We start from the raw sequence: 25621 nt of genomic DNA, 5'->3' as shown, positions 1-25621 counted from the left end.
CCAGTATAGTCAGGACGCTGAATCAATAAGCCCAAGGTTGCAGGAGTGCGCACTTTTAGGGGGAAAGCGTTATTGGGCCCCTGCGCGTGCTGCTAGATTCCAGCGTCTTTCAGGCCGCGCAATTCCTTCTTCAAATCCGCAATCTCATCGCGCAGCCGCCCGGCCAGTTCGAATTTCAGCTCGCGCGCTGCGGCGCCCATCTGTGCCTGCAGGTCATTAATGAGAGCCTCAACCTCATCGGTAGCCATGCTGGAGACATCGCGCTTTTCCACCACCGCCGAAGGATCCGACTCGGCTACCTCTTCCCCATTGTTTTCGTAGACCTGATCCAAAATATCGGCGATCTTCTTGCGCAAAGGCTGCGGATCCACGCCGTGTTCCTTGTTATAGGCAATCTGCTTCTCGCGGCGGCGCTCAGTTTCATCGATGGCTTCCTGCATCGAGTCTGTGATTTTATCCGCATACATGATGACCTCGCCCGATACGTTACGCGCAGCGCGGCCAATGGTCTGAATGAGCGACGTCGTCGAGCGCAAGAAGCCCTCCTTATCCGCATCGAGGATGGCCACAAGCGAGACCTCGGGCAAGTCCAAACCCTCGCGCAAGAGGTTAATGCCCACGAGCACGTCGAATTCACCCTGGCGCAATTGACGCAGGAGTTCCACGCGCTGCAGCGTATCGATATCCGAGTGCAGGTAGCGGACCTTAATCCCCTGCTCCAAGAGATAATCCGTCAGGTCTTCTGCCATACGCTTGGTCAAGGTGGTAACCAATACGCGCTCCTGAGAGGCAATGCGACCACGGACCTCATCAATGAGGTCGTCGATCTGGCCCTTGGTGGGCTTCACCGTCACCTTAGGATCAACCAGACCGGTCGGGCGAATGACCTGCTCGACAAACTCGCCGCCGGAGGAGGTCATTTCGAAATCACCCGGCGTAGCAGACATGTAGACGGTCTGGCCGACGCGCTCCTCAAACTCGTCGAAGGTCAGTGGCCGGTTGTCCACCGCGGAGGGAAGGCGGAAGCCGAATTCCACCAGGTTTCGCTTGCGCGACATATCGCCTTCGTACATGCCACCAATCTGCGGCACGGTCACGTGGGACTCATCGATGATGGTAAGAAAGTCCTCCGGGAAATAGTCCAAGAGCGTAGCTGGCGCAGACCCTGCCGGGCGGCCATCCACGTGGCGGGAGTAGTTCTCAATGCCGGAACAAAATCCCACCTGCTCGATCATCTCTAGGTCATATTCCGTGCGCATGCGCAGCCGCTGCGCTTCCAAGAGTTTGCCCCGGTTTTCTAGATCTTCTAGGCGCTCAGCCAATTCTTCCTTGATATCGGCCACGGCCTTTTCCATGCGCTCTGGGCCGGCCACATAGTGCGTGGCGGGGAAAATGCGCACTTCATCGACCTGCTCGATAACGTCACCGGTTACCGGGTGGATATAGTACAGCGAATCAATATCATCGCCGAAAAACTCGATGCGCACCGCGCGTTCCTCATATGCCGGAATGATATCGACCGTATCGCCCTTGACGCGGAAGGTACCGCGGGTAAAGCCCACATCGTTGCGCTCATATTGGATATCCACCAAGAGCCGGAGGAAACGGTCCCTATCGAGTTCCTCATCAACGGCAATAATGACCGAGCGATCCAAATAGGATTGCGGGGTACCAAGGCCGTAGATGCACGAGACCGAAGAGACCACCACAACATCGCGCCGCGAGAGCAGTCCAGAGGTGGCCGAGTGGCGCAGGCGCTCTACATCCTCATTGATGGAGGAGTCTTTTTCAATATAAGTATCGGTCTGCGCGATATAGGCTTCTGGCTGGTAGTAATCGTAATAAGAGACGAAATATTCCACCGCGTTATTGGGCAATAATTGGCGCAGCTCATTGGCCAACTGTGCGGCCAAGGTTTTATTGGGAGCCATCACTAGCGTGGGCCGCTGCTGTTTTTCAATCAGCCACGCGGCCGTCGCGGATTTACCAGTACCGGTGGCACCCATAAGCACCACGTCGCGCTCGTCGCGGTTGAGGCGCTCATCAAGTTCCTTGATGGCCGCAGGCTGGTCACCGGCGGGTTCATATTCAGAAACGACTTGAAACTTGCCGGGGGTGCGTTCTACCTCACCGACGACGCGGTGTTCAGAATTTGGAATAAGGGGATGTTCAGCAGCAAAAGCCATGCCCGCTATTCTACTGCTTATACGCTCCTGCTAGCCATTTCACGGAAGCGCGGCCTGGGCGGTGTGTAGCCACTGGTCGAGCTCCCCTGTCGGTTCCCATAGCGCGTAAACCGACGAGGAATCAGAGCGCATCGCTTGGTTGATGCGCCGGCGCAGCCACGCCTTAGATTGCGGGGTATATAGGGACGCCAAATCCCGAGGGGCTACGCCGTCTGGCAGGCCATCGGCAGGCAGCTTCGTCAGCGCACCCAATGCGATGACCGCTTCGGCTTCATCGGAATCGAGGACTCCAGTGCCGCACGAGCGCTGAAAGTGCCGGAGATCAAAAGAACCATCCCGCAGGCTATCGAGTATGTCTCGCGCCGCGTGATTATCGAATGGTCCAGTGCCCCAAGTTCCCACGCTCAAATAGTCTAGGGGCCAAAAGTAAACGTTAATAGGAAAATACGTTAACGCTACTTACCCAAAAGGTTAAGCTTAAGAAGACGCCGCTTCGATTTCATCGCAGACTGCTGCGGCGCGCTCGGCCAATTGTTCCTGCGTGCCGTTATTGTCAATGACATGGCTTGCTGCCGCGAGCCGCTTCTCATCAGAAATCTGGGCGTTAATCCTTTTGCGCGCGTCTGCTTCATCGAGTCCGCGGAACTCCACGAGACGACGCACCCTCTCTTCTGGATCCACGTCAACGACGATGACAAAATCCATATCCCCGTCGAGCCCATTATCCACCAGCAGCGGCATGTCATAGACCGTAAAATCAACGCCTTCTTCGCGCGCGGCGGCAAATTGTCGCTGGGTCTCTTCTTGGATGCGCGGGTGCGTAATCGAATTAAGAAGCTCGGTGTGCTCCTTGTCCACGAAAGCCCGGCGGGCGAGTTCCTTGCGGTCGAGGCTGCCGTCTTCCTGCAGGATGTCCTCGCCGAATTTCTCCGCCAGCTCGGCCAATGCCGGTTGGCCAGGCTTGACGATGTCCCGGGCAATGCGATCTGCGTCCACGACCCGCCAGCCGCGCTGGGCGCACAGCTTCGCTACCGTAGATTTTCCGCTGCCGATTCCCCCGGTTAATCCGATTAGCTTCATAAGATACCAGGGTACGCGAAAAGGAGCCCGGCACGACTGCCTGGGCTCCTTGCTGCGGAATTTAAGAGTGCCTTTAGGACTCGAGTTCTTCTTCCGGCTTTGGATGAACCTGCAAGAGTTCATCGCTTGGGGTGACAGCGCCGGTAGCGCCGCTCACGGAACCAAATTTCTTGGCGTTAGTAACAACGACCGGGGTAATCAGGTTGTAGTCCTTGGACTTGATGAAGTCTGCGTCAAAGCTGATGAGCTTATCGCCAGCGGAAACGCGCTGCTTCTTTTCCACGTGGACATCAAATCCCTCGCCGCCCAGTTCCACGGTGTCTAGGCCAACATGGATGAGCAGCTGTACGCCGTTATCCAGGTTCAGACCGATCGCGTGGCCGGACTTTTGGACGGTGAGCACGGTGCCATCGGCAGGCGCGTAGACGGTATTGCCGGTTGGCTTCACGGCAGCGCCCGGCCCAAGCTTGGCGCCAGCGAAGATGGGATCCGGTACCTCGGACAGGTCCACTGCCTCGCCCTCCAGAGGAGAGTCCAGCTTGATGATTGCCTGTTCTGCTTCCTTGGTGGCGATTCCGGTGGCAGCAGCAACCCCTGCAGCCTGTGCATTCTCGGAACCGTCCGACTCATCATCGGATCCTCCGATGATGCGGGACTCGGAGCGGCTAGCAACCTCTTCCACGGTCTCGTTATTTTCGCGGGCGATGCGCTCGAGGTCGGCCTGCTTTTCCTCTGCGGTGCGGTAACCAAACAGCAGCGTGAGGGAGAAGGAGGTGAAGAATGCCACGGCGATGCCGATGACGTAGCCCACCTGCGGGGTCATGGCTGGGGTGGTCAAGATGGAGGTGAAGACGAAGGCGTTAGCGCGGACATCGAAAAGCCCCATCACTGCGCCACCGATGGCACAACCCGGCAGCAGGCGGTAGTAGGTGCGGCGGAAGCGGAGCAAGATGCCGTAGAGGGACGGCTCCGAAATACCGCCGAGCATGCCGGCTGCAAAGGCACCGACGGAGACCTGGCGCATGGAGTTGTTCTTTTCCCTCATGGAAATGACCATCACGGCGCCGGTGACGCCGAAGCAAGCAAAGTTCCACGCACCCATGGGGCCCTGAATGAAGTCGTAGCCGTAGGTCGTGATGTTTTGAATCATGATCACGTTGAGCGGCCAGTGCAGGCCCATGGGCACCAGGAATGGGTACAGCAGCGGAATGACAATGGCCAAGATGAACGGCGAGAAATCATTAATTTGGAACAGTACCCAAGAGATACCGTTGCCCACGCCGATGCCGAATGGACCGAGCAGGAAGGCAGTTGCCGGAATCATGATGAGCAGGGAGAAGAACGGCACGAAGACCATGTGCACGGCGCTCGGGATGATCTTCTTCAAGCCCTTTTCCACCCAGAACAGGCCGATAGCGGCCAAGATCGGGGGGAATACCTGGGAGCCGTAAGAGTTAATCACCAGCGGCAGGCCGAATACATTCACGGTATCGCCCTGTTCACCCAGGGACATAAACTCCGGTGTCAGAAGCGCGGCAGGAATGGCTGCCGAGACCCACATATTCGCACCCAGCTTCTGCGCGGCGGTGGCACCCACCATCACCGGCAAGAAGTAGAAGACCGATTGGAACATCGCGTGGGCCAAGCGGAAGCCCTCAGGCTGCTCCTCCATCGGCGCGCGGAAGTCTTGAATGCCAACGGTATCTGCCAGTACCAGCAGCGTGATAATGAGGGAGGCACCAAGCAGCGCCCACAGAATCGGGCGGAAGGTATCAGAGAGGAACTCGAAGCAATAGTCGATCCAGTCGTACTTTCCGCGCACGCCGTCGTAGTTCTTCTTGGATGAGGAGGATTCCTCATCAGCGGGACTTACCCCGGGGTCTTTGATGATTTCGCCGTAGTAGTTAGCCACGCCGCCGCCCATGACTACTTGGTAGCCATGGGCACCCTGCGTAACAGAACCGAGAACGGCCGTATCGCTTTCCAGCTTTTCCTGATCTACTTTCCCCACATCAGCGAGTTGAAAACGCAGGCGCGTCGCGCAGTGCGTCAGCGATGTGATGTTATCGGCGCCGCCCAAGCTATCGATGATGTGTGTGGAAGTGTCCTTAACAGATGCCACTTCATACTCCTTGCATAAAGACAAAACAATAGTCAGTACTCAACCGGCCATTACGTCACACTTGGATTATAAGTGATAGGCAACACAAACAAAAGTCCAATTTAGTGGCCTTTAGTGGGGATAGTTGCCTTTTTTGCGGGCGAAATTACTTCGCCGCAGGTCAAGGAACCAGCAAGCGAAAAGTGACAGGCAATCGTTTGCATATACTGTCATAAAACTCACAAAGCCGCGTCCTGTCTCCCTAAAGGAGAAGGACGCGGCTAGTGCAGCTGTGTGGAGTTAGGGACTATCTCACCCTAAACCCCAAAGGCGTCTTAGTTGCCGGCGAGCTTGTCGCGCAGTGCGGCGAGCTGCTCGTCAGAAGCCAAGGATCCGCCGGACTCTGCCTGAGTCTCCGATGCCGGAGCTGCATCGGTGGAGTCAGAAGAGTAGTTGGAGGATGCTTCAGCGGACTCTGCAGCCTCTGCGGCCGCAGCGCGGTTGCGCTCGATCTGAGCGGTGTGCAGGTTGAAGCGGCGCTCGGATTCTGCGTAGCGTGCCTCCCAAGCCTGACGCTGCTCGTCGAAGCCTTCCTTCCACTCGTTGGTGTCCGGGTCGAAGCCTTCTGGGAACACGTAGTTGCCCTGCTCGTCGTAGGAGTCAGCCATGCCGTACTTGGACGGATCGAACTCTTCGGAGTAGTCCTCGTCAGCCTGCTTGACGGACAAGGAGATACGACGACGCTCGAGGTCGATGTCGATGACCTTGACCATAACTTCCTGGCCAACGGTGACAACCTGGTCCGGAACCTCGACGTGGCGCTGAGCCAGCTCGGAGATGTGAACCAGGCCCTCGATGCCTTCCTCGACGCGAACGAACGCACCGAACGGAACCAGCTTGGTGACCTTGCCCGGAACGATCTGGCCCACAGCGTGGGTGCGGGCGAAGACGCGCCATGGGTCTTCCTGGGTTGCCTTCAGGGACAGGGAAACGCGCTCGCGGTCCAGATCAACGTCCAGAACCTCAACGGTTACCTCGTCACCAACGGTGACAACCTCAGATGGGTGGTCGATGTGCTTCCAGGACAGCTCGGACACGTGGACCAGGCCGTCGACGCCGCCAAGATCGACGAAGGCGCCGAAGTTGACGATGGAAGAGACAACGCCCTTGCGGACCTGACCCTTCTGCAGCTGGTGCAGGAACTCGGAACGGACCTCGGACTGGGTCTGCTCCAGGTATGCACGGCGGGACAGGACAACGTTGTTGCGCTGCTTGTCCAGCTCGATGATCTTTGCTTCCAGCTCCTGGCCAATGTAAGGATCCAGGTCGCGGACGCGACGCATCTCAACGAGGGAAGCAGGCAGGAAGCCGCGCAGGCCGATGTCCAAGATGAGGCCGCCCTTGACAACCTCGATGACGGTACCGGTAACCGGCTCTTCCTTGGCCTGCAGCTCCTCGATGGCGCCCCAAGCACGCTCGTACTGTGCGCGCTTCTTGGACAGAATCAGGCGGCCTTCCTTGTCCTCCTTGGTCAGGACAAGTGCGTCAACCTCATCGCCAACCTCGACAACTTCGTCGGGGTTGACGTCGTGCTTGATGGACAGCTCGCGGGAAGGGATAACGCCTTCGGTCTTGTATCCGATGTCCAGCAGTACCTCGTCGTGGTCAACCTTGACGACGGTACCCCCGACAATGTCACCATCGTTGAAGTACTTGATGGTGGCGTCTACAGCTGCGAGGAAGTCCTCTGCGGTTCCGATATCGTTGATCGCAACCTGAGGGGTAGTAGAAGATGGCATATTGTAAAAATGCTCCGAATAAATGTAGGAAATCGTTCGTGGACAACTGCGTGTCTCTCGAATTAAAAGCCCGTCTACACTGCACAAATACAGGAGATAGAGGCCGCATTCGATCCCGCCGCGTGATTGCCCCAAGCTTTCCTACAATAGCCTGCAACAACCCGTGGCATAGACATGCTTGTAAGAGCCTACATCTGTCCAGCTTATACGGCAAATATTGCACGCCACCAAGAAAGGTAGCCCACCCCAATGACTTCGCCCTCTCGCGCCAATCAATCCCACTGGGATGATGATGCGGTCTCTTACCATGCCGAGCACCCCGAGTACCTCTCCTCTTTTTACTGGTGCCCGGAGATGTTGCACGAGGCCGATGCGCAGTTGCTTGGCGATGTCTCCTCCGCCTCTGTCCTCGAAATCGGCTGCGGGTCTGCTGCCTGCACCCAGTGGCTCAGCACCCGCGCCCGCTTTGTCACCGGCTGCGATATTTCCCGCGGCATGCTCTCCCACGCAGATCCCGGGTTGGCGCTCATCCAAGCCGATGCGCTGGCACTGCCCTACGCCACTGATTCCTTTGACGTGGCATTCTCTGCATTCGGCGCATTTCCTTTCCTTGCCGATCTCGATGCCGCGCTCGCGGAGGTTGCCCGCGTGGTGCGCCCAGGTGGACGCTTCGTATTCTCCGTGACCCACCCAATGCGCTGGATCTTCCCCGATGATCCCACCAGCCTCACCGCTGAGATAAGTTATTTCGACCGCGCCTATCTGGAACACGATTCCGCCGGGACGCTAACCTATGCCGAATTTCACCGCACCATCAGCGATTGGTTCCGCGCGCTCCAAGGTCGCGGACCATTCCTCATCGAGGACATCATCGAACCGGAATGGCCCGAAGGCTTGGACATCACGTGGGGCCAGTGGTCCCCGCAGCGCGGAGAAATTTTCCCAGGCAGCATGATTTTCATGTGCCGCGCATACAGCTAACCTAGAGAACATGATTGTCGAAAGACTAGGAATTGCCCTGCGCCGCGCCGTGGCGTGGTGGATCGACGCCTTTCTCGTCGCCGCCATCGTCACCGTGGTGCGGTGGGTGATTAATGCTCTTGCCGATGCCCCCTTAGCCGGCCGCCCCCAAGAAATCTATGAGGCCGTCGCTCTCGCCGTGGTCTTTTATATCTACCGCGTGTGGGTGGAAACGAAGAAGTCTACCTCCCTGGGCAAATGGTCGATGCAGCTCGAAATCATCCCGGCCCGCTCGCCGTTTGTCACCGCGTGCCTGCGCAATTCGTGGCTACTGCTCACGCCCCTGACGCTTACCGGCTGGAATATCGACGGCATTATCGTTGCGATTCTAGGCCTTTCTGTTTTAGCCATCGGCCAAACGCCCTTTGACCTCTTGGCCGGCTGCTTAGTGGAAAAGCGACCTCAGGAGGATTCCACCGCGATGCGCGGCCAGAGGTAGTACACTACGGCAGCGATAGTTAATGCTACAAACGTCCACGAAAACGGAAAGGCCACTGCCACTACGGTAGTCCCAATCATCACCCTAGCCACCTACCTACGGTATCGCCGAGGGCTCTCATCGGCGTCTGCGGTATTTCCGGCCGCCAGGAAAACCTTAAGGCTAGGATCCCCAAAACCGAAATAAACATATCCTCATTCACCGCTCCTTGCAGCATCCTGGTTTAGATCCGATTCTTTTACGACCGGACTCGATCCCCAACGGCTACGAAGGGGTAAAGGATAAACCTTGACAGGATCTATCAAATTAATATTAAGTTTATGAGTACGGAAAAACCATGAAAAGACAGCTGATAATCTCTTGAAAGACATGAGAGAAATCCATGACTGGACTTACATAGAAGATGCAACTGCAGCCAATGGGAGACTTCATTCCATGCTACTCGCGAAGACGTAATAATTATTCTCGAGGCTGTCTAGGAATCTCGCTTATTGATTCTCGGTAAAATCGCAGATAGTATTAGAGGCCTTCCAGACGACTGGACTCCATACGGTATAACGGAAGGTATCTTTTCGGCAGCAGATCCTATAACAGCGATGCTGCATTTTTGGTTGCGTTCTATAAAAGGAGGGCCCGACCCCGGAAAGTAAATACGTCGGGGGTCAGGCCCTACGTCTAACGCCTTAAGCCGTTGCGCATCCGTGTATCGAATATTAGATATGCGAGAAATCCTCCAAGATTTCGTCCGCACCCCTTTTTTGCTACTTAACCCCAAATCTCGACCGTACACAAAGACACTGGGAGTTTCGGTCAGAAAATCCCAGTGTCTACACGTCTCTTGTATTACTACTCTCCGACCCCGCAAGCCCCAGCTACTGCGCCGACCGCAAAGAAGTCCAACAAAGCCTGTTGTATTTCTGGCCAGGATTCTCCTCCTGCTACCTTCGCTCCTTCGCCTACTGCATCCGCATAAGATTTTCCAGAGTTTCGTGCCTTATCGTAGGCCGGCTTGAACGTTTTAAAGAACTTTGTTGCACCTCCCGCCGCCTTGAAAGTTTGCTTCAACTTTAGGATCTTTGCTGGAGGCAAACTTCCAACGAGCGCTGCGCCGACGGCAGCTCCGCACGCAACCCAATTCACTCTTTCAGAAGTCGTCCATTTAGTGGGCATATTTTCTTGAATCCACTGGTCATATGCTTCTTCATCCAGCAATACCTCGTCTGGAATAGACTCGATGAAGATGAAGACTTCTTCCAGCTCGGGGTCAACTTCTTGTTGCTGAACCATCCCCTGAGATGATGGAACAGGTGCGCTTATGGCAGCAGGGGCCGCGCCGGCCGTTACGGACAAGCTCAAAAATAGTGACGTTGCAATTGTCATCCAACGTCTCTTAGTGTTGCTAATAGTCATATAGATCTCCTTGAAAGGTTTCCAGAATGAATAAGACTCGGATTCTCGCAATAGCTCTATTCGCCGCAATTACATTTTTCTCTTTTGCTGGCCAAGTGAAAGCTGCAGGAATTGTAGCCATTATCTCACTGGTGACGATGGTTTTCATCCAAGTCTTTACCCTGATTAGAAAGGACGAATGAGCGCCTCTTAGCACTCTAATAAGATCTTATCAACGTTTTTCATGCCTGCACAACTGTCAAATCCGTGAGGTTATCCTCGTTAAGTGGACATATCGGGGGCAGGCCCTATTTCCTTTCAAGGATAGGTAAGAGTTGATTCGAAAAGTACTCGCGATCGTCGCCTCATTATGCACCGACTCGAGACTTACCCCAGGCCACAGGCACACCACACTAAAGGATGCAAGCTGCCATAAGCCCACCACGGGCAGCACCTGCACTGCGTGTTCTTTTAACTCCACGCGTTTCAACGGAGCATCGGTAAGCCCCAGCACCGTATCTCGTATCGCTCCATCCCCTGCACGCGGTTTCGCGCACAGTCCAGTTATCCGGTCCATATCCTTGATTGAGGAGGCGAACAACGTATTACGCATAGCATAGCCGCGCACGATCTCGGACTTATCCGATTCATCCGCTGCGCGCAGCGCCAAGGACCGGCGCACCGAATGCAGGTCCTGGCCTTGCGTAACGCCAAAGGCGCGAACCGCCTCCGCAGCGGTGCGCCAGCGCTGGGCCGTAAGCCCCTGGGCGGCCAAGCGCATGCGGGCGCGCTCGCGCCGGTTAAGCGTCATCATCGAACTAGTGGGCCGCGGCGTCCCAATCCGTGCCGGCGCCGGCAGAGACTTCGAGTGGCACGTTCAGCTCGATGGCAGAATCCATCTCGCGCTCAAGAATCTCGCGGACTTGATCGGCCTCGCCGGGGGCGACTTCCACCACCAATTCATCGTGTACCTGGAGCAAAACACGAGATTTCATGTCTCGCAACGCACGGTCCACGCGAATCATCGCGACCTTGATGATATCCGCGGCCGTTCCCTGGATCGGGGCGTTGAGCGCAGCGCGCTCCGCGTTTTCGCGGGCCAGCCGGTTATCGGAGTTGAGCTCTGGCAGGTAGCGGCGGCGGCCAAAGAGCGTGGCCGTATAACCATCCTTGCGGGCTTGCTCCACGACATCATCCAGGTACTTCTTCACACCGCCAAAGCGCTCGAAGTAGCTTTCCATAATCGACTTGGCTTCACCGGCAGGGATTCCCAGCTGCTGCGATAGCCCAAATGCGGACAGACCGTAGACCAAGCCATAAGACATGGCCTTTACCCGGCGGCGCAGCTCAGGGGTCACCTGGTCAACGGGCACATCAAAGACCCTAGAACCAACGAAATTGTGCAGGTCTTCGCCGGCCTTGTAGGCCTCAATCAACCCGGGATCGGCAGAGAGGTGCGCCATCACGCGCATTTCAATCTGCGAGTAGTCCGCGGTCATTAGCTGCTCAAATCCCTCTCCCACGATAAACGCCGAGCGAATCTGGCGACCGGCCTCAGTGCGCACCGGGATGTTTTGCAGGTTGGGCTCCGTCGAGGACAAACGCCCCGTCGAAGTCACCGTCTGGTTAAAAGTGGTGTGGATGCGGCCATCCGGTTGGACGGTCTTGATGAGGCCCTCCAGCGTGGTCTTCATCTTTTGGTACTCGCGGTGAGCCAAAAGGTGATCCAAGAACGGGTGCGGGTGCTTGATGGCCAGCTGCTCGATTTCCTTCGCGGCCGTGGAGTAGCCCGTCTTCGTCTTTTTCGTCTTGGGCATATCGAAGGTCTCAAAAAGTACGTTTTGCAGCTGCTTAGGCGAATTCAAGTTGAGCTTGTCATCGCCGGCAAGCTCCCGCGCGGAGCGTTCCTGTTCCGCGACCTGCTCCACAAAGGCATCCTTTTGGGTTTCCAAAATGTCTACATCGACCGCAATGCCCGTAGCCTCCATGCGTGCCAGGATGGTCACCAGCGGCAGTTCCAGGTCGGTGTACAACTCGAACGAGTCGATGTCCTGCAGCTCCGCGGTGAGTTTTTCCGCCAGCTCCATGATTGCCGCCGCCTGATCTACCAGGGAGGAACTATCGAGCAGCGACATCTGCTCCGAGGCGGCGCCGAGGGACTTTTGAAGGTGGCGCTGGTAGACATCGGAAAGCTCGTAGGTACGCTGGCCTGGGCGCAGGATATACGCCGCCAAGGCCGTATCGTGCGCAAGCCCGTCGAGCTCAATGCCGCGCCCTGCCAGCATGTGGAACGCGGCCTTCGCGGCGTGGAAATACTTAGGGGCCGACGATTCTAGCCACTGGACCAAGGCCTTTTCCTCATCGGCGGAAAGTTCCCCAAGCTCCACCTGCAGGCCGTGGTAGTTGCGGTCCACAAACGCGATGGCAGAAGCATCACCCTGACTTGGGATGCCCTCGCCCTGCACATACACAGCTACGTGCTCGCGGCCAGGTAGCCACTCGCTCAAGGAGGCGTCTTCGATAGTGAGCTCTACGCCTGGGGTGTCCGCGGCTTGCTCAGCAGCCTCTGCACCATCGTTGGGGATGGCGGATAAGACACGGTCGCGCAGGTTGGTGCCAAACTCCAGCTCATCGAACTTCGCGGCGACATCGGCAACCTTGGCTTCCCTAAAGGCCAGATCATCAGGGCCAACATCTAAGTCCATGTCTGTAATCATCTGGGTGAGCTTCCGGTTCATCTGCACCTGCTCGATGCGTTCGCGGAAGTTATTTCCCACCACGCCGTTGATTTCCTCGGCGTGCTCTACCAATGTAGCCAAGTCTCCATACTTGACTACCCACTTGGTGGCAGTTTTTTCTCCCACCTTGGGGATGCCAGGGAGGTTATCGGATGGATCGCCGCGCAAGGCAGCAAAGTCGGGATACTGCGCGGGGGTAAGCCCGTATTTATCCTCGACGGCCTCTGGGGTAAACCGGTGCAGCGTGGATACTCCCTTCATGGGATAGAGCACCGTGGTCGAATCCGTAACCAGCTGCAGGTAATCGCGGTCGCCAGTGACAATCAGCGTCTCGTAGTCCTGTGCCTGGGTGGCAAGGGTTGCCAAAATATCGTCGGCCTCGTAATTTTCACGCGAGAGCGTCGTAATTCCCAAGGTCTCCAAGGTATCGCGAATGATGTCTACTTGGCCCTTAAATTCTTCCGGCGCGGCCTCTCGCTGCGCCTTATATTCCGGGAACATCTCCGTACGGAAAGTCTTCCGGCCGACGTCAAAGGCCACCGCGATAGCATCCGGCTTTTCCTCAGAGACGATATTGGACAGCATGGATAAAAAGCCATACACGGCGTTGGTGTGCTGGCCGCCGGAGGTAGAAAAGTTTTCCACCGGCAGGGCATAAAAGGCACGAAATGCCATCGAATGGCCGTCAATGAGCAAAAGGCGGGTCTTATTGGAAGTCACCTGCCCCATATTAGGCAACACAATGGACACGGCGATACCCCGCCCAACCCCACCGTCTTGAGCAGGCCTTTTCACCGGAAAGGGACCCCAATTAGGAATTGCGCCAACCCCTGCGCTAGTATTTCCAACAGTCAAAGGCGCTCGCTTTTGATTGCCCCTGTAGCCCAATTGGCAGAGGCAACGGATTCAAAACCCGTCCAGTGTGAGTTCGAGTCTCACCAGGGGCACAGTACAACCCCCGCTTCTTTCCGGAAATATATCCACGAAGGAAGCGGGGTTTCGTCATGCCGCCTAGTTCCCTATGTCCCCTACAGCGGCCTCGATTCAGCTTATATCCTTCCGCGAATTGCATATTTACACAACGCCCGAGAAGCCTAACTGCTGCAAAATAACGCCTTCTTACCTCGAGACTTTAAGCACAAGCCTGTCTCATATAAGGTGGATAACCGTTAAAGTAATGAAAGATATGCAGGCCTAACCCACCGCGGGCGGTGCTACACCTCGCCGTACGGTCTTGAGCAAAGAGTTTTTGACATCCCGAGTGGCCCGTCAACCGCAGTCTTGTCTTATACCCAGGTAGATTTTTAATTTATGCACTATATTTTGAACGCCATTCGTGGCGCCCTCATCGGTATGGCCGAGCTGGTTCCCGGCATCTCCGGCGGAACCGTCGCCCTCATCGTGGGGATTTATGAGCGCGCCGTCCGCAATGCCAATGACCTCATCTCCGGCAACTTTAAAAAGGTCGAGTGGTCCTTTCTAGCCTCAGTTGCCGTCGGCATGCTGATCGCCGTATTCGGCTTTTCCACGCTCCTATCTAACTTCGTCGACAACAATGTCTCTGCCTCCAGCGCCCTCTTTTTAGGCATGGTGATCATCTCCATCATCGTTCCGCTTTCCATGTTGTCTAAGGCGGAGCGCACCGCCCCCTCGTCCATCATCGCGTTTATCGCTGCTGCCGTCCTGATTTTCATCGTCACGGGCTTTACCTCCGAGCCGCAAGATGACCCGAGCCTCATCGTGGTCTTCTTTGCCGCAGCAATTGCTGTATGCGCGCTAATTCTGCCGGGTATTTCCGGCTCGCTCATCTTGCTGACTATGGGGCTCTACCAGCCGATCATTGGCGCAGTATCGGACCGTGAATTAAGCACCATGGGCGTCTTTGCGCTGGGTGCCCTGTGTGGCCTCGCCGCCTTCATCAAATTGCTCAACTATTTGCTGAGCACCCACCGCGCGCCCACCCTGGCCGCCATGGCGGGCTTCATGCTGGGATCCCTGCGCGCCCTGTGGCCGTGGGGTGCTGACCAGGACGCTTCTTCGGGCGCCATCATCGGATACTTCATCCTCGGTGCCATTATCGTGTCCATCTTCATCTATGTAGACCGCAGGAACGCGCAAGCCATCGAGGAAAGGACGGCGGAATATTAATGCCCTGGGCGATTAATCATCGACCACTAACGGCCGCCATCATGGCGTGCGCACTCCCCTTGAGCGCGTGCGTGGTCAACGAGGAGGATTCCACTCCAGAGGGCTGGGAGGAGCCAGAAACCAGCGAGGTTCCAGAGATCGCCGCGATGTACCACGACGATGACGGCGTGCTCACGGCAGGAACGAACCCGCCCTATGCCCCGTTTCAGCTCAAGGACTCCCACGGCAATCTGCAGGGCGTAGAGCTCGACCTCGCCCGCGCCGTAGCCGGGGTGCTGGGCCTGAAATTCCAGGCGCTGGAGCAAGACTTCTCCATGATCTTGCCGGCGGTACAGTCCGGCCAGATAGACATGGGCGCCTCCGGGTTTACGGATACGGCCGATCGCCGCGATGAGTTCGACTTCGTGGACCACCTCTATGCAGGCATCCAGTGGGCAGAGCTTGTCGATGGCCCCAATAAGGTCGATCCCCAAAACCCTTGCGGTCTGACCGTCGCCGTGCAGCGCACCACCGTGTCAGAGACCGATGATGTGCGCCCCAAGCAAGAAGCCTGCGATGGCGATCTCACCGTCTTGTCCTATGACACTGGGGATAACGCCGCGCTCGCCGTCCTTATGGGCCGCGCCGATGCTTTATCCGCGGACTCGCCGGTGACCGCTTGGGCGGTCAATCGCTCCGAGGGAAAGATGCGCGCTGTGGGCGATATGTTCCAGGCCTCTCCTTACGGCTTCGCGGTCCCGAAGGACTCGGACTTGGCCAAGGCCTCAGCCGCTGCCCTCCAGCACCTCATCGATACCGGTGAGTACGCGGAGATCTTGGCCCGCTGGGGAATTGAAGATGGATTAGTAGACCAGGCGATGATTAATGAAAGGCCCATCAATGGTTAACGAGCACAAAGAGGCAGCCGGCCCCACGGCACAGCAGGAGGCACCCGCTAAGATCGAAGCCCGGCCACTGCGCCACCCCTGGCGGTGGCTCTGCGCGGTCGTGTTGCTCATTCTTGGTCTGTGGTTTGTCATTGCCTCCGCGCGCAATGAGGCCTTCGGGTGGGATACGTACTTCCAGTATCTCTTTGATCAGCGCATCGCTATCGCCTCCCTGCACACGATTGCGATCACCATCTTGTCCATGATCATTGGCGTGGTAGGCGGCGCCATCCTCGCCGTGATGCGCATGTCGCCCAATCCCATCCTGCGCGCCATTTCCTGGATCTTCCTGTGGATTTTTCGCGGCACCCCGATTTATGTCCAGCTTGTCTTCTGGGGCTTGCTATCTGCGATTTATCAATCCATCAACTTGGGCTTTGCAGAGGTCTCCCTGCAAAGCGTGTTAACCAATGCCTTTTTCTTGGCAGTCATGGGCTTGGGTCTCAATGAGGCCGCCTATATGGCAGAAATCGTGCGCTCTGGCATTTCCTCGGTGCCAGAAGGCCAAAAGGAAGCGTCCAAAGCCCTCGGCATGTCTTGGTGGATGACCATGCGGCGCACCGTATTGCCGCAGGCGATGCGCATTATCATCCCACCGACTGGCAATGAGTTCATTTCCCTGCTCAAGACTTCGTCACTGGTGGTAGCTATCCCCTATACCCACGAGATCTTCGGCCGCGCTACGGACATTTCCGCAGCCCTCTTCCAGCCCATTCCGCTCTTGATGGTGGCTGCCTCGTGGTACTTGGTCATTACTTCCCTGCTCATGGTGGGCCAGTACTTCCTCGAGCGCCATTTCGAGCGTGGCGCCACCCGCGAGCTCACCGGGCGCCAACTTGCCGCGCTTGCCGATGCCGAAGGTACTATCCCCCGCAACGTCTCCGTAATCCAGGAGGGTAAAAACTAATGAACACTCCCATGATCTCCGCACAGAATGTGCACAAATCCTTCGGCCAATTCGAGGTGCTCAAGGGCATCGACTTAGAGGTCCAACCCGGCGAGGTTGCCTGCCTATTGGGCCCTTCCGGATCCGGTAAATCAACCTTCCTGCGCTGCGTCAACCACCTGGATAAGGCCACGGCGGGCCGCCTTTATGTCGATGGTGAGCTCATTGGCTACCGCGAAAAGAACGGAATCCTGTACGAAATCAGCGAGAAGCAAGCTGCACAGCAGCGCTCCGATATCGGCATGGTATTCCAATCTTTCAATCTCTTTCCCCACCGCACGGTGATTGAAAACATCATTGAAGCACCAATGCAGGTCAAGAAGGTACCGGAGGATAAGGCCCGGAAGCGTGCCATGGAGCTTTTAGAGGAGGTGGGACTTGCTTCCAAGGCCGATAACTTCCCGGTTCAGCTTTCTGGTGGCCAGCAGCAGCGCGTTGCCATCGCCCGCGCCGTGGCGATGGACCCCAAGCTCATGCTTTTCGATGAACCCACTTCCGCCCTCGATCCCGAGCTCGTTGGCGAGGTCCTTCGCGTCATGAAGGATCTCGCGGCCCAGGGCATGACCATGCTCGTGGTTACCCACGAGATGGGTTTTGCGCGCGAGGTGGCCGATAAAATCTTCTTCATGGATGGCGGCGTAGTCCTAGAATCCGGTACCCCGGCTGAAGTGCTTGAGAATCCACAGCAGCCGCGCACCAAGGAGTTCTTGTCCTCCCTGCTTTAAGCGGGTATAGCGCGGTGCCAGTCGCCGCCTAGGCACCGTAGGTGACGACGCCACGAATCAGCGCACTGAGAGCGCCGAGGCTAGCCACCGATAGCGACAATGCTCGCGCAATATCCCTGGAGACTACATGCGCGATGCGCGAGCCCAGCCAGATGCCGATGAACATTCCGGCAATGCCTGCGGGCCACATGATCCAGGGCAGGCCATCGAATGTCGCAGCACCGAGCGCGGTCTTGGTGATAACGGAAAAGATTCCACCCACCACAAAAATCGGCTGCAAGGTCGCCGTATACATGGCTTGCGGCCATTTGGCCGCCTGGGCGTAGACGGTAATGACCGGGCCTGCCACTCCCGCCAGGGTATTGGTAAAACCGCCAAGGATGCCCGCAGAAATGGCCGGGCCCTTGCCTTCCATCGGCGGGACGAACTTACCACCGTAAGTCACCACCGCCAAGGCGATAAGAAGCGCTGCACCCACCACTATCAAAAGCCCTGCGGTATCGATCTTGCTAATCAACGCTGCGGCCGCCAGAGAACCGATAATCATGACGGGCGCGATGAGCCCAAACATTCTCCAGCTGACATTGCGGCGAACAGTCACCGTGGTAAGCAGAGCATTGACCGCCGCCAAGACGTTGATCACGAGGATGCCTTCTACCGGGCCCATGACCAGCATCAGAATTGGCCCACCAATAAGGCCAAGCCCCATGCCGGAGACGCGTTGCAAGGTGGATCCCGCGACAACGACGGCAAAAATAATCAGCGCCAATATCATCGGCGGTATTTTTCCTTCACCGCTTGTACTACCGGATCAGGAAGCATGCCGGTGACCTCACCGCCGAATTGCGCGACCTGCTTGCACAGCGAAGAGCTGATGTAGCCGTACTTTTCATCGGTAAGCAAAAAGACCGTATCGATGCCGGACAAGCGCCTGTTCATCTGCGCCATCGGCAGTTCGTATTCATAGTCCAAGGAAGAACGCAGTCCCTTGACCAAAACGTCAACGCCGTGCTGCGAGGTATAGTCCACGAGCAGGCCGGACCAATAATCCACGTTAATGCGCGAACCCACGCTCTGGCGGATGAGGTCCATGCGCTCGTGCACGCTAAATAACCCGGAAGGCTTTTCTGGGTTGCCAGTAACAAGCACCGTAACCTCATCAAACATCTGGCTGGCGCGCTCAAAAATATTGACGTGGCCAAGAGTGATGGGATCAAAAGACCCGGGACACACGGCTGTGGTCATAAAATATCGCTTTCTCTAGTTATCTAAGGTGTCATCGGCATCGTCGGTACCGGGACGGGTATAGACTGCCATATCCATACGCGCGATGCCGAAGGTACGCTTCTTTAATTTCTGCCCCGTCGGCACAAACCCTTCTGGCCAGTCGGTCTCGGGCGATTCGACGTGGCGTTCGATGACCACCATCGCGCTATCAGTCAGCGCTGGCTCTATTGCGGCGATGAGCCCCGCGACATCGTCAAACGCATAAGGCGGATCCGCTAAAACCATGTCGAAGTAGCCGCGCGGGGCGCTGGCCAGGTACGTAGATACTTTCCTTTCCTCCACGCGAGCACCGGGATGCTTCACCACGCCTATGTTGTGCTTGATGATGGACACCGCCGCAGGGTTGGACTCCACCAGCACTGCCTCGTCTGCCCCACGGCTTAATGCTTCCAACCCCAAGGCGCCGGATCCAGCGAATAGGTCAAGCACCTTGGAGCCTGGGAATCCCCAACGGGCATTCAACGAAGAAAACAGGCCTTCCCTTGCGCGATCAGCGGTCGGGCGCGTTCCCTCCGCTGGAACTTTGATAGTCCGCCCCCGCGCTTCGCCTGCAATAATCCGCGTCATTTACGCCTCTCCAATCTCCATAATTAAGTCCCCGCCAATAACATCGCTAAAGTCTGCCACCGCTATGCGAGAAATCGTCCCCGGGCCTGGGGACACGACGGGCGATTCCAGCTTCGTCGCCTCAACGGTAGCTAGCTCTTGACCAGTGTTAATTTTCTCGCCTACGTCGACATGGCAGCGAACGATGCCCGCGAAGGGGGCGTAGATTTTCATACCTATAGCCTATCCCCTCTTAGTTTTTCTCCAAGTATTCCTGCTCGCTTTGGCTCAAATTCCGCGTCAGCTCTTCGGCCAACTGGGGATTGCGCTGGACCATGGCATACGCATCCGCGTGAGTGCGCTCGACAATATCTTGGTCATCTGCAAGGTTGAGCAGCCGCAGTGTCCGGTGCGTACCAGATTGCACCGCACCCAGGATATCGCCTTCGTGGCGTTGCCGAAGGTCTAATTCCGCAAGGTCAAACCCAGATGAAGTCTGGGCAATCTGGGTTATGCGCCGATACGAGGCCGAATTATCCTCCGCTTTCGTATGCATCAGACAAATCGATGCGTTCCCGCCGCGCCCTACGCGCCCGCGCAGTTGGTGCAGCTGGGACACGCCGAAATTCTCTGCCTCGCGGATGAGCATGACCGTGGCGTTGGGCACATCGACGCCCACCTCGATGACCGTGGTGGATACCAAGATATCGATTTCACCCCGGGCAAAAGAGGTCATGACCTCATCCTTATTCGGCATCTTGCCGTGCAAGATATCTACCCGCAGCCCCTTAAACGGCCCAGCAGCAAGCTGTTCCGCCAGCTCAAGCACGCCGCCCTCGCCTTCGATGCGCGGGCAGACGATATAGGCCTGGTGGCCATGCGCCACTTCCTCGCGAATGCGCTCGAGCGCCCGCGCCACCCATATGGGCCGCCATTCCGCCACCACTGCGGACTGGATCGGCTTTCTCCCGCCGGGCAGCTCAGCGAGCGTCGATACCGCGAGATCACCGAAAATCGTCATGGCGATGGTACGCGGGATGGGGGTTGCCGTCATGACCAAGACGTGGGGACTTATCCCCTCGCGCGTCTTAGAGCGCAGGCTATCGCGTTGCTCGACGCCAAAGCGGTGCTGCTCGTCCACGATCACCAACCCCAAATCGAAGAACTCAACCGATTCTTGAATGATGGCATGCGTGCCGATGACAATATTCGCCTCACCCGAGACGATATCCAGGAGGGCTTGGCGCTTCTCGGCGGTCCGCATGGAGCCGGTTAAGAGCACAACCTTGACGCCTTCTGGCACCGACGCGCCGATAGACGCCGCGTGCTGGGAGGCCAAAACCTCGGTGGGAGCAAGCAGCGCCGCCTGGCTCCCAGCATCGATGGCCTGCAGCATGGCGCAGGTGGCGACCATCGTTTTTCCCGAGCCCACCTCGCCCTGCAACAGGCGCATCATGGGTAAGGAGCCAGACAGGTCATCGTCGATCTCAGTGATGACCCTGCGCTGGCCTTGCGTGAGCTCAAAGGGCAGGTGGGTCAATAACTCTTCGCGGAAGCCGCCCAAAATAGCGGGCATCGTCGGCGCCGTGTGCGCATGCGCATCGCGTTGGCGCAGCGCCATGACCAAGCCAATGGAGAGCGCCTCGTTGTACTTGAGGCGCTGGATCGCGCGCTGTGGGCCAGCCGCGCCGGGCTCATGGATTTCGCGCACCGCTTGGTCCAGGCTGATAATCATCTGCTGATCTAAAGGTTCCCGGATGGTTGGGGTGTGCGAGAGCACGTAGTGGATGGCCCCCATGAGGTACCACGAGGTGATCTTTGCCGTGGCGGGATATACCGGGATCCATTCCCTCTCGAGCAATAATTTATCGAGTCGGCCGAATTGGGACAGGTTGCGCAGGGATCCGGTTGCCTTCTGCGGCTTTTTCTTTCCCGTCGCTGGCGCCTGTTCGCGGTAGGCGGCGAGTTCCCCGTCTGGGCGCCCGAAGGCATCGATTTCTACGAAATCCGGCTGCTGTAGCTGGGGCTGTTGACGGAAGTATTTTAATTTCCCGCTCATCATCACCCGCTGCCCGCGGTGGAGCATGCGCAAGACGTACATGGCGTTAAAGAACGTGGCGATGATATGGCCATCGAGTTGGACGTTGATGATAGTCGTCTTGCCCGTATCGCGGGTTGTTATTCCCGTTACGGTTCCGGTGACGGTGACGATATCGCCCTCGGCGGCATCGCCAAGCCCCACGTCTTGATTATGGCGAATGTAATCGCGCGGATAGTGCGCTAAGAGTTCCCCGCAGGTCTTATATCCCAACGCTTTGGTGATCTTCGTGGCGTCTTTTTTATCCAGTACCTCGGTCAGAGGGCGGTCATCCTGCCAGCCAAGCATCGCTATTCCACCCCAATCTCGGTGGGAATATCCGGCACCTGCAAGGCCACCACATCGACGCCGAGCTCCGCCGCCAATTCTTCTTGCGAGATGTTAAGCGGGCTAATGACCGTAACCTGTTCCCCGCCCGCCGCAAGCAGCTGGCGGCACATCTGCGCGATGGCTACTTCAGATTCTTCTGCCGGGTGCGCCACCCGCATCGACTGCGCCGCATCGCGCATGGATTCTACGACCGCGGCGGTATCCGCATTATCCGGCTCATAGACGGAGATGGCGGCTAGCCCCGCCGCAAGGGAAGAAATCTCCACCGTATGCGCCGCAGTTGCGTGTTCTTCTAACCCGCTGGATAAAACGATGTCCTCGCCCGCCGCCTGGATTTTTTCTCCTGGTTCGACCACCGTAACCCCAGCGGACTGCACCAGCTCAGCCATGGGGCCGGCGGGCACCGCAGCGTAGACGGTGCGCGTATGACCGCCGCCAGTGTTTTCTCGCTGGGCAGGGGCTTCCGGAAGTGCCTCAAGGCGCAGGTTGCTGACAGATCCTGCGGCAAAGGCGGTTTCGATGACCTTGCCGGCTTGGGTGGAATGGATGTGGATCGAGGCGCTATCGTCGCCTGCTTGCGCGATGACCAAGCTCGTGCCCAAGGGAGCAATCTTCTCCTTCAGCGCCGCGCTATCGCCTTGAAAAAAGAAGACCACCTCAAGTTCGGTGACGGTCTCCGGCACGGATTCGGGTGCGTGGCTGGCCGTGCCCTCGATTTCTGAAAGGAGGGTTTCTAAAAGGATGACCAGTCCGGCACCGCCCGCATCTACCACCCCAGCTGCACGCAGTTCTGGCAGCTGCGAGGGTGTTTCCGCTAGCGCCGTGCGGGCAGCCAAAATCGTCTCCGATACGACGCCGTGAAAACTGGAATCGGGTTGCCGCGCGGTGCTTTCCGCTGTTTCTGCGGCGCATCGCAGTACGGTAATAACCGTTCCTTCCACCGGTTCCGCAATCGCGCGGTCCACGAGCTCTACCGCATGCATAAGCGAAGCTGCAAAGATGGCGCCATCGATGGTGGAATCCACGGTGGCCTCTGCAACCCCGCGCAGGACCTGCGAGAGTACCATCCCGGAATTTCCCCGCGCCCCGCGCACGGCGCCCATCGCAAGCGCGGCCGCAACGTCACCGCCACCCTTTTCCACCTCGGCGACGGCGGCTTCCATGGTGTGCGCCATATTCGAGCCGGTATCTGAATCCGGCACTGGGAAGACGTTGAGCGCATTGATTTCGGCGCGCCGGTGGGAAAGCTCGCCTACAGCGCGGTGCGCCCAATTGCGCAATCCGTGAGCGTCCAGCGTGCTGGGGTATGACATGCGCAATAGTTTACAAGTCCCACGCTATCTCCCGCGCGCCTTGGTCCCGCAAATGGGCGTTTGCCCGGGAAAATGGGCGGGAACCAAAGAACCCGCGGCTGGCTGAAAGCGGCGAAGGGTGCGGGGAGGTAATGCAGGGAACATCGGGGAGGAAGCGCTCGCAGGTTTGGGCATCGCGGCCCCATAAAATGGCGACCATTGGGGTGCGGTTAAGGGCGCGAATGACAGCCTCGGTCACCTCTTCCCAGCCAATGCGCCGGTGCGACCCCGCCTGTCCTGGCGCCACGGTCAGCACCCTGTTTAGAAGCAGTACTCCTTGGTCGGCCCAGGCGCTCAAATCACCGTCTTCGCGCCCGCGAACGCCCACATCGTCATAAAGCTCGCGGTAAATATTGGCCAAGGACCTCGGGGGCTTGACCCCCGGCTTGGTGGAAAAGGCCATCCCCATCGCGTGGCCTGGGGTGGGATAGGGGTCTTGGCCAACGATGAGCACGCGGACATCATCAAGCGGCATCTGGAATGCCCTGCATACGTCTTCAGCCTGTGGCAGGTAATCCTGTCCGTCCAGCGCCTGAGAAATCCGTGGCCAGTGGCGCTCCAGCACCGGCGCGAGAACCGGTTCCCACGAGGGATGATAGGTCGGATGCATATCTAAAATCCTGCCCACCCTTCTGCAAAACGGGGTTGTTTACCATCCACCGTAACGCCGCTGCCGCGCGAGACGGTACCGATTTCCCGGAAACCTGAAGGCGCTTGCTTTGCGGTAGTTCCGATCAGGGTATGGTCCTCGCCGCCGGTAAGGATCCACTCCCACGGATCGCAATCGAGGACGGCGGCCGCGGCGTGCAGGAGTGGATCGGGCTGGATGGCATCGGCATCCAAATCAATGTGTACACCAGAGCGCTGCGCCATGGTCCCACAGTCTTGGATGAGGCCATCGGAATTATCGGTCATAGCCGTAACCTCGGCGGCGCGGGCGATAACTCCGCGGCCGGGGCTGAGCCACGGGGCGCATTGGGCATCAATAAGCGGGTATAAATCCGCATGCTCTGCAGGCAGGTCGCGGCCAAAGCGCTGCAGCAAGGACAAGCCGGCCGCGGCGTGGCCAATCGCTCCGTGGGCCACGACCTTCTGGCCCGCGCGCGCCGCATCAAGGGTCAATGCGGCCCGGCTGCCGCCCAAAAAGCCAATGGCGGTGATGTTGATGACCAGCAGGTCTGATTTCGTAATATCTCCGCCCACCAGCTCAGCGTTGTAGAAAGAGCAATGCTCGGCGATGCCCCTGGCCACACCCCTGACAAAACTCACCGGCGTATCACCCGGTGCTGCGATGGCTAGAAGGGCCGCCACTGGGCGCGCGCCCATGGCTTCGATATCGGCGAAGTTGCGCAGGATAGCCTTTTTGCCAATTTCGCGCGGGGTGGACCATTCCCGCAAGAAGTGCCGGCCATCTACCATCAGATCGGTAGAGGCTACCGTGCGTGAATTAGGCGGTGCCCCGAAAAGCACAGCAGCATCATCGCCATTCAAGCTGCTGGGGGCAGCCGCGGTAATTTCTCGAATCACCGCCTGCTCCCCCACGTCTGCGAGAGTCTGACTTAAGTTCACCGGCATCCTTTCGATAAAATGAGCCCCTATGACATCCCAATTTAACCGCACCGCGATCTTCATTTCACTTGGATTGTCCATAGTGATGGTTTTAGCGGTCCTTTTCGGCGCGAAATACGTATTCACAAACACAGCCAAGGCCCCCGTGGCGGTCTCCCCGGTCGATTCCCCGGAGGCCGATTCGCAGGCATGCACGGACTTTGTGCATGCGCTTCCCGATGAAGCCATGGGCCAACCCCGCGCCGATATTGCAGAACCCGTCCCCGCTGCCGTTGCCGCCTGGGCCGCCAGTTCCCAAGAAAAGGTGACGGCGCGCTGCGGTGTTGCCATGCCTTTCCAGTACACCGATTACTCCACCACGCAAGATATCGACGGTGAACAGTGGTTCAAGGTCAAGGATGCGACCTCTGGCTCCAACCTCTCTACCTGGTACTCGACCCAGCGCTTTCCCGTCGTGGCGGTAACGACCTTTAATGACGAAGAACCGCAGGACCTCAATGAGGCCGTTGCCACCTTGGAAAATAAGCCAGCGGAGACCCACCCTGCCCCATTGCGCAATCTGAAACCGGCAAAAAATGACCGCTGCACCGCAGTAGAAAAGGCGCTGCCGGACGAGATTGCGGATGGCTACCACCGCCGCGAGGTTGACGATAAGGACACCTACGTGTGGAGCTCTGAGGGGTACGAGGATATCGTCGCGCGCTGTGGCGTCGCCCAGCCAGAAAACTACGAGGCGGGCGTGCAGCTCCAGCAGGTCAACGATATTGCCTGGTTTGAGGATACGACCTTGGCGCAAGGCACGACTGCGGGAACCTGGTTTGCGCTAGGCCGCGAGAATTACCTGGCGCTGCACGCCCCGCAGGATTCCGCGCAGGCAGCATTGGTGGCCCTCAGCGATATCACCGCGGAGCACATTCCAGAAAGGTAAAACCAGCGTGCCTG

24 protein-coding genes and 1 tRNA gene are annotated in these 25621 nt (G+C 57.7%); 8 read left to right on the top strand and 17 right to left on the bottom strand.

Going from position 1 to position 25621, the window contains the following annotated elements; all coding sequences use genetic code 11:
- Positions 1-92: 92 nt before the first annotated feature.
- The 5 genes from uvrB to rpsA all read right to left on the bottom strand — a co-directional run bounded on the left by uvrB (position 93) and on the right by rpsA (position 7166).
- Entirely contained in the window at positions 93-2186 is a 2094-nt protein-coding gene (gene uvrB / locus ABRP98_RS05145; RefSeq protein WP_284770501.1) for an excinuclease ABC subunit UvrB, read from the bottom strand.
- A gap of 39 nt (positions 2187-2225) precedes the next feature.
- Positions 2226-2588 (bottom strand): DUF4259 domain-containing protein, encoded by a 363-nt coding sequence (locus ABRP98_RS05140; protein ID WP_284770502.1) that lies wholly within the window; start codon positions 2586-2588, stop codon positions 2226-2228.
- A 75-nt stretch (positions 2589-2663) separates the two neighbouring features.
- Positions 2664-3266 carry a dephospho-CoA kinase gene (coaE, locus tag ABRP98_RS05135; RefSeq protein WP_284644326.1) on the bottom strand — a complete coding sequence of 201 codons (603 nt, stop codon included), beginning with the start codon at positions 3264-3266 and terminating at the stop codon, positions 2664-2666.
- A gap of 73 nt (positions 3267-3339) precedes the next feature.
- Complete coding sequence (locus tag ABRP98_RS05130) at positions 3340-5388, bottom strand: glucose PTS transporter subunit IIA (protein ID WP_349857869.1); 2049 nt, start codon at positions 5386-5388, stop codon at positions 3340-3342.
- A gap of 314 nt (positions 5389-5702) precedes the next feature.
- Positions 5703-7166, bottom strand: coding sequence for a 30S ribosomal protein S1 (gene rpsA / locus ABRP98_RS05125; protein WP_349857868.1), 1464 nt, complete (start codon positions 7164-7166; stop codon positions 5703-5705).
- Positions 7167-7415: 249 nt separating this feature from the next.
- Between rpsA and ABRP98_RS05120 the strand changes: the two genes are divergently transcribed.
- Together ABRP98_RS05120 and ABRP98_RS05115 are read left to right on the top strand one after the other, a co-directional pair.
- Positions 7416-8147, top strand: coding sequence for a class I SAM-dependent methyltransferase (locus tag ABRP98_RS05120; protein ID WP_349857866.1), 732 nt, complete (start codon positions 7416-7418; stop codon positions 8145-8147).
- A gap of 10 nt (positions 8148-8157) precedes the next feature.
- Entirely contained in the window at positions 8158-8625 is a 468-nt protein-coding gene (locus ABRP98_RS05115) for an RDD family protein (protein WP_349857864.1), read from the top strand.
- Between the two features lie 846 nt (positions 8626-9471).
- On the opposite strand, the gene ABRP98_RS05110 is transcribed toward ABRP98_RS05115, so the two are convergent.
- The 4 genes from ABRP98_RS05110 to polA all read right to left on the bottom strand — a co-directional run bounded on the left by ABRP98_RS05110 (position 9472) and on the right by polA (position 13481).
- Positions 9472-10035: a hypothetical protein gene (locus ABRP98_RS05110; RefSeq protein WP_349857863.1), complete on the bottom strand. Its 564-nt coding sequence runs from the start codon at positions 10033-10035 to the stop codon at positions 9472-9474.
- Positions 10025-10183, bottom strand: coding sequence for a hypothetical protein (locus ABRP98_RS05105; RefSeq protein WP_349857861.1), 159 nt, complete (start codon positions 10181-10183; stop codon positions 10025-10027). Before ABRP98_RS05105 ends, ABRP98_RS05110 begins: the two co-directional genes overlap by 11 nt.
- Before the next feature lie 90 nt (positions 10184-10273).
- Positions 10274-10828 carry a hypothetical protein gene (locus ABRP98_RS05100; RefSeq protein WP_349857859.1) on the bottom strand — a complete coding sequence of 185 codons (555 nt, stop codon included), beginning with the start codon at positions 10826-10828 and terminating at the stop codon, positions 10274-10276.
- Between the two features lie 4 nt (positions 10829-10832).
- Entirely contained in the window at positions 10833-13481 is a 2649-nt protein-coding gene (gene polA, locus ABRP98_RS05095) for a DNA polymerase I (RefSeq protein WP_349857900.1), read from the bottom strand.
- Positions 13482-13625: 144 nt separating this feature from the next.
- Between polA and ABRP98_RS05090 the strand changes: the two genes are divergently transcribed.
- The 5 genes from ABRP98_RS05090 to ABRP98_RS05070 all read left to right on the top strand — a co-directional run bounded on the left by ABRP98_RS05090 (position 13626) and on the right by ABRP98_RS05070 (position 17497).
- Positions 13626-13699 (top strand) — tRNA-Leu (locus ABRP98_RS05090).
- A gap of 364 nt (positions 13700-14063) precedes the next feature.
- Positions 14064-14900 carry a DUF368 domain-containing protein gene (locus tag ABRP98_RS05085; protein ID WP_349857857.1) on the top strand — a complete coding sequence of 279 codons (837 nt, stop codon included), beginning with the start codon at positions 14064-14066 and terminating at the stop codon, positions 14898-14900.
- Complete coding sequence (locus ABRP98_RS05080; RefSeq protein ID WP_278722515.1) at positions 14900-15787, top strand: ABC transporter substrate-binding protein; 888 nt, start codon at positions 14900-14902, stop codon at positions 15785-15787. Before ABRP98_RS05085 ends, ABRP98_RS05080 begins: the two co-directional genes overlap by 1 nt.
- Entirely contained in the window at positions 15780-16733 is a 954-nt protein-coding gene (locus ABRP98_RS05075; RefSeq protein ID WP_284783040.1) for an amino acid ABC transporter permease, read from the top strand. Before ABRP98_RS05080 ends, ABRP98_RS05075 begins: the two co-directional genes overlap by 8 nt.
- Positions 16733-17497 (top strand): amino acid ABC transporter ATP-binding protein, encoded by a 765-nt coding sequence (locus ABRP98_RS05070; protein WP_284770511.1) that lies wholly within the window; start codon positions 16733-16735, stop codon positions 17495-17497. The genes ABRP98_RS05075 and ABRP98_RS05070 overlap by 1 nt, the downstream gene beginning before the upstream one ends.
- Positions 17498-17525: 28 nt before the next feature.
- Here ABRP98_RS05070 and ABRP98_RS05065 read toward each other — a convergent pair whose 3' ends face one another.
- From ABRP98_RS05065 to ABRP98_RS05030, 8 genes are read right to left on the bottom strand one after another with little or no spacing between them, the layout of a single operon-like run.
- Positions 17526-18272: a TSUP family transporter gene (locus ABRP98_RS05065; RefSeq protein WP_349857855.1), complete on the bottom strand. Its 747-nt coding sequence runs from the start codon at positions 18270-18272 to the stop codon at positions 17526-17528.
- The gene (gene coaD / locus ABRP98_RS05060) at positions 18269-18742 is read right to left on the bottom strand and encodes a pantetheine-phosphate adenylyltransferase (RefSeq protein WP_349857853.1); all 474 of its coding nucleotides are present in this window, start codon (positions 18740-18742) and stop codon (positions 18269-18271) included. Before coaD ends, ABRP98_RS05065 begins: the two co-directional genes overlap by 4 nt.
- 15 nt (positions 18743-18757) lie before the next feature.
- Positions 18758-19351: a 16S rRNA (guanine(966)-N(2))-methyltransferase RsmD gene (gene rsmD, locus ABRP98_RS05055; RefSeq protein ID WP_284770513.1), complete on the bottom strand. Its 594-nt coding sequence runs from the start codon at positions 19349-19351 to the stop codon at positions 18758-18760.
- Complete coding sequence (locus ABRP98_RS05050) at positions 19352-19564, bottom strand: biotin/lipoyl-containing protein (RefSeq protein WP_284628432.1); 213 nt, start codon at positions 19562-19564, stop codon at positions 19352-19354.
- A 19-nt stretch (positions 19565-19583) separates the two neighbouring features.
- Positions 19584-21716, bottom strand: a complete 2133-nt coding sequence (locus ABRP98_RS05045; RefSeq protein ID WP_349857850.1) for an ATP-dependent DNA helicase RecG — start codon at positions 21714-21716, stop codon at positions 19584-19586.
- A 2-nt stretch (positions 21717-21718) separates the two neighbouring features.
- The gene (locus ABRP98_RS05040; RefSeq protein ID WP_349857848.1) at positions 21719-23071 is read right to left on the bottom strand and encodes a DAK2 domain-containing protein; all 1353 of its coding nucleotides are present in this window, start codon (positions 23069-23071) and stop codon (positions 21719-21721) included.
- Between the two features lie 10 nt (positions 23072-23081).
- Entirely contained in the window at positions 23082-23720 is a 639-nt protein-coding gene (locus ABRP98_RS05035; RefSeq protein ID WP_349857846.1) for a uracil-DNA glycosylase, read from the bottom strand.
- A 2-nt stretch (positions 23721-23722) separates the two neighbouring features.
- Entirely contained in the window at positions 23723-24760 is a 1038-nt protein-coding gene (locus ABRP98_RS05030; protein WP_349857844.1) for a thiamine-phosphate kinase, read from the bottom strand.
- Here ABRP98_RS05030 and ABRP98_RS05025 point away from each other — a divergent pair.
- Positions 24708-25607 (top strand): DUF3515 domain-containing protein, encoded by a 900-nt coding sequence (locus tag ABRP98_RS05025; protein ID WP_349857842.1) that lies wholly within the window; start codon positions 24708-24710, stop codon positions 25605-25607. The genes ABRP98_RS05030 and ABRP98_RS05025 overlap by 53 nt on opposite strands.
- Positions 25608-25621 lie beyond the last annotated feature (14 nt).

Source organism: Corynebacterium sp. KPL2838 (assembly GCF_040225455.1).
GTDB classification, from domain to species: Bacteria; Actinomycetota; Actinomycetes; order Mycobacteriales; family Mycobacteriaceae; genus Corynebacterium; species Corynebacterium rhinophilum.
This window is presented reverse-complemented; position numbering and strand designations above follow the sequence as displayed.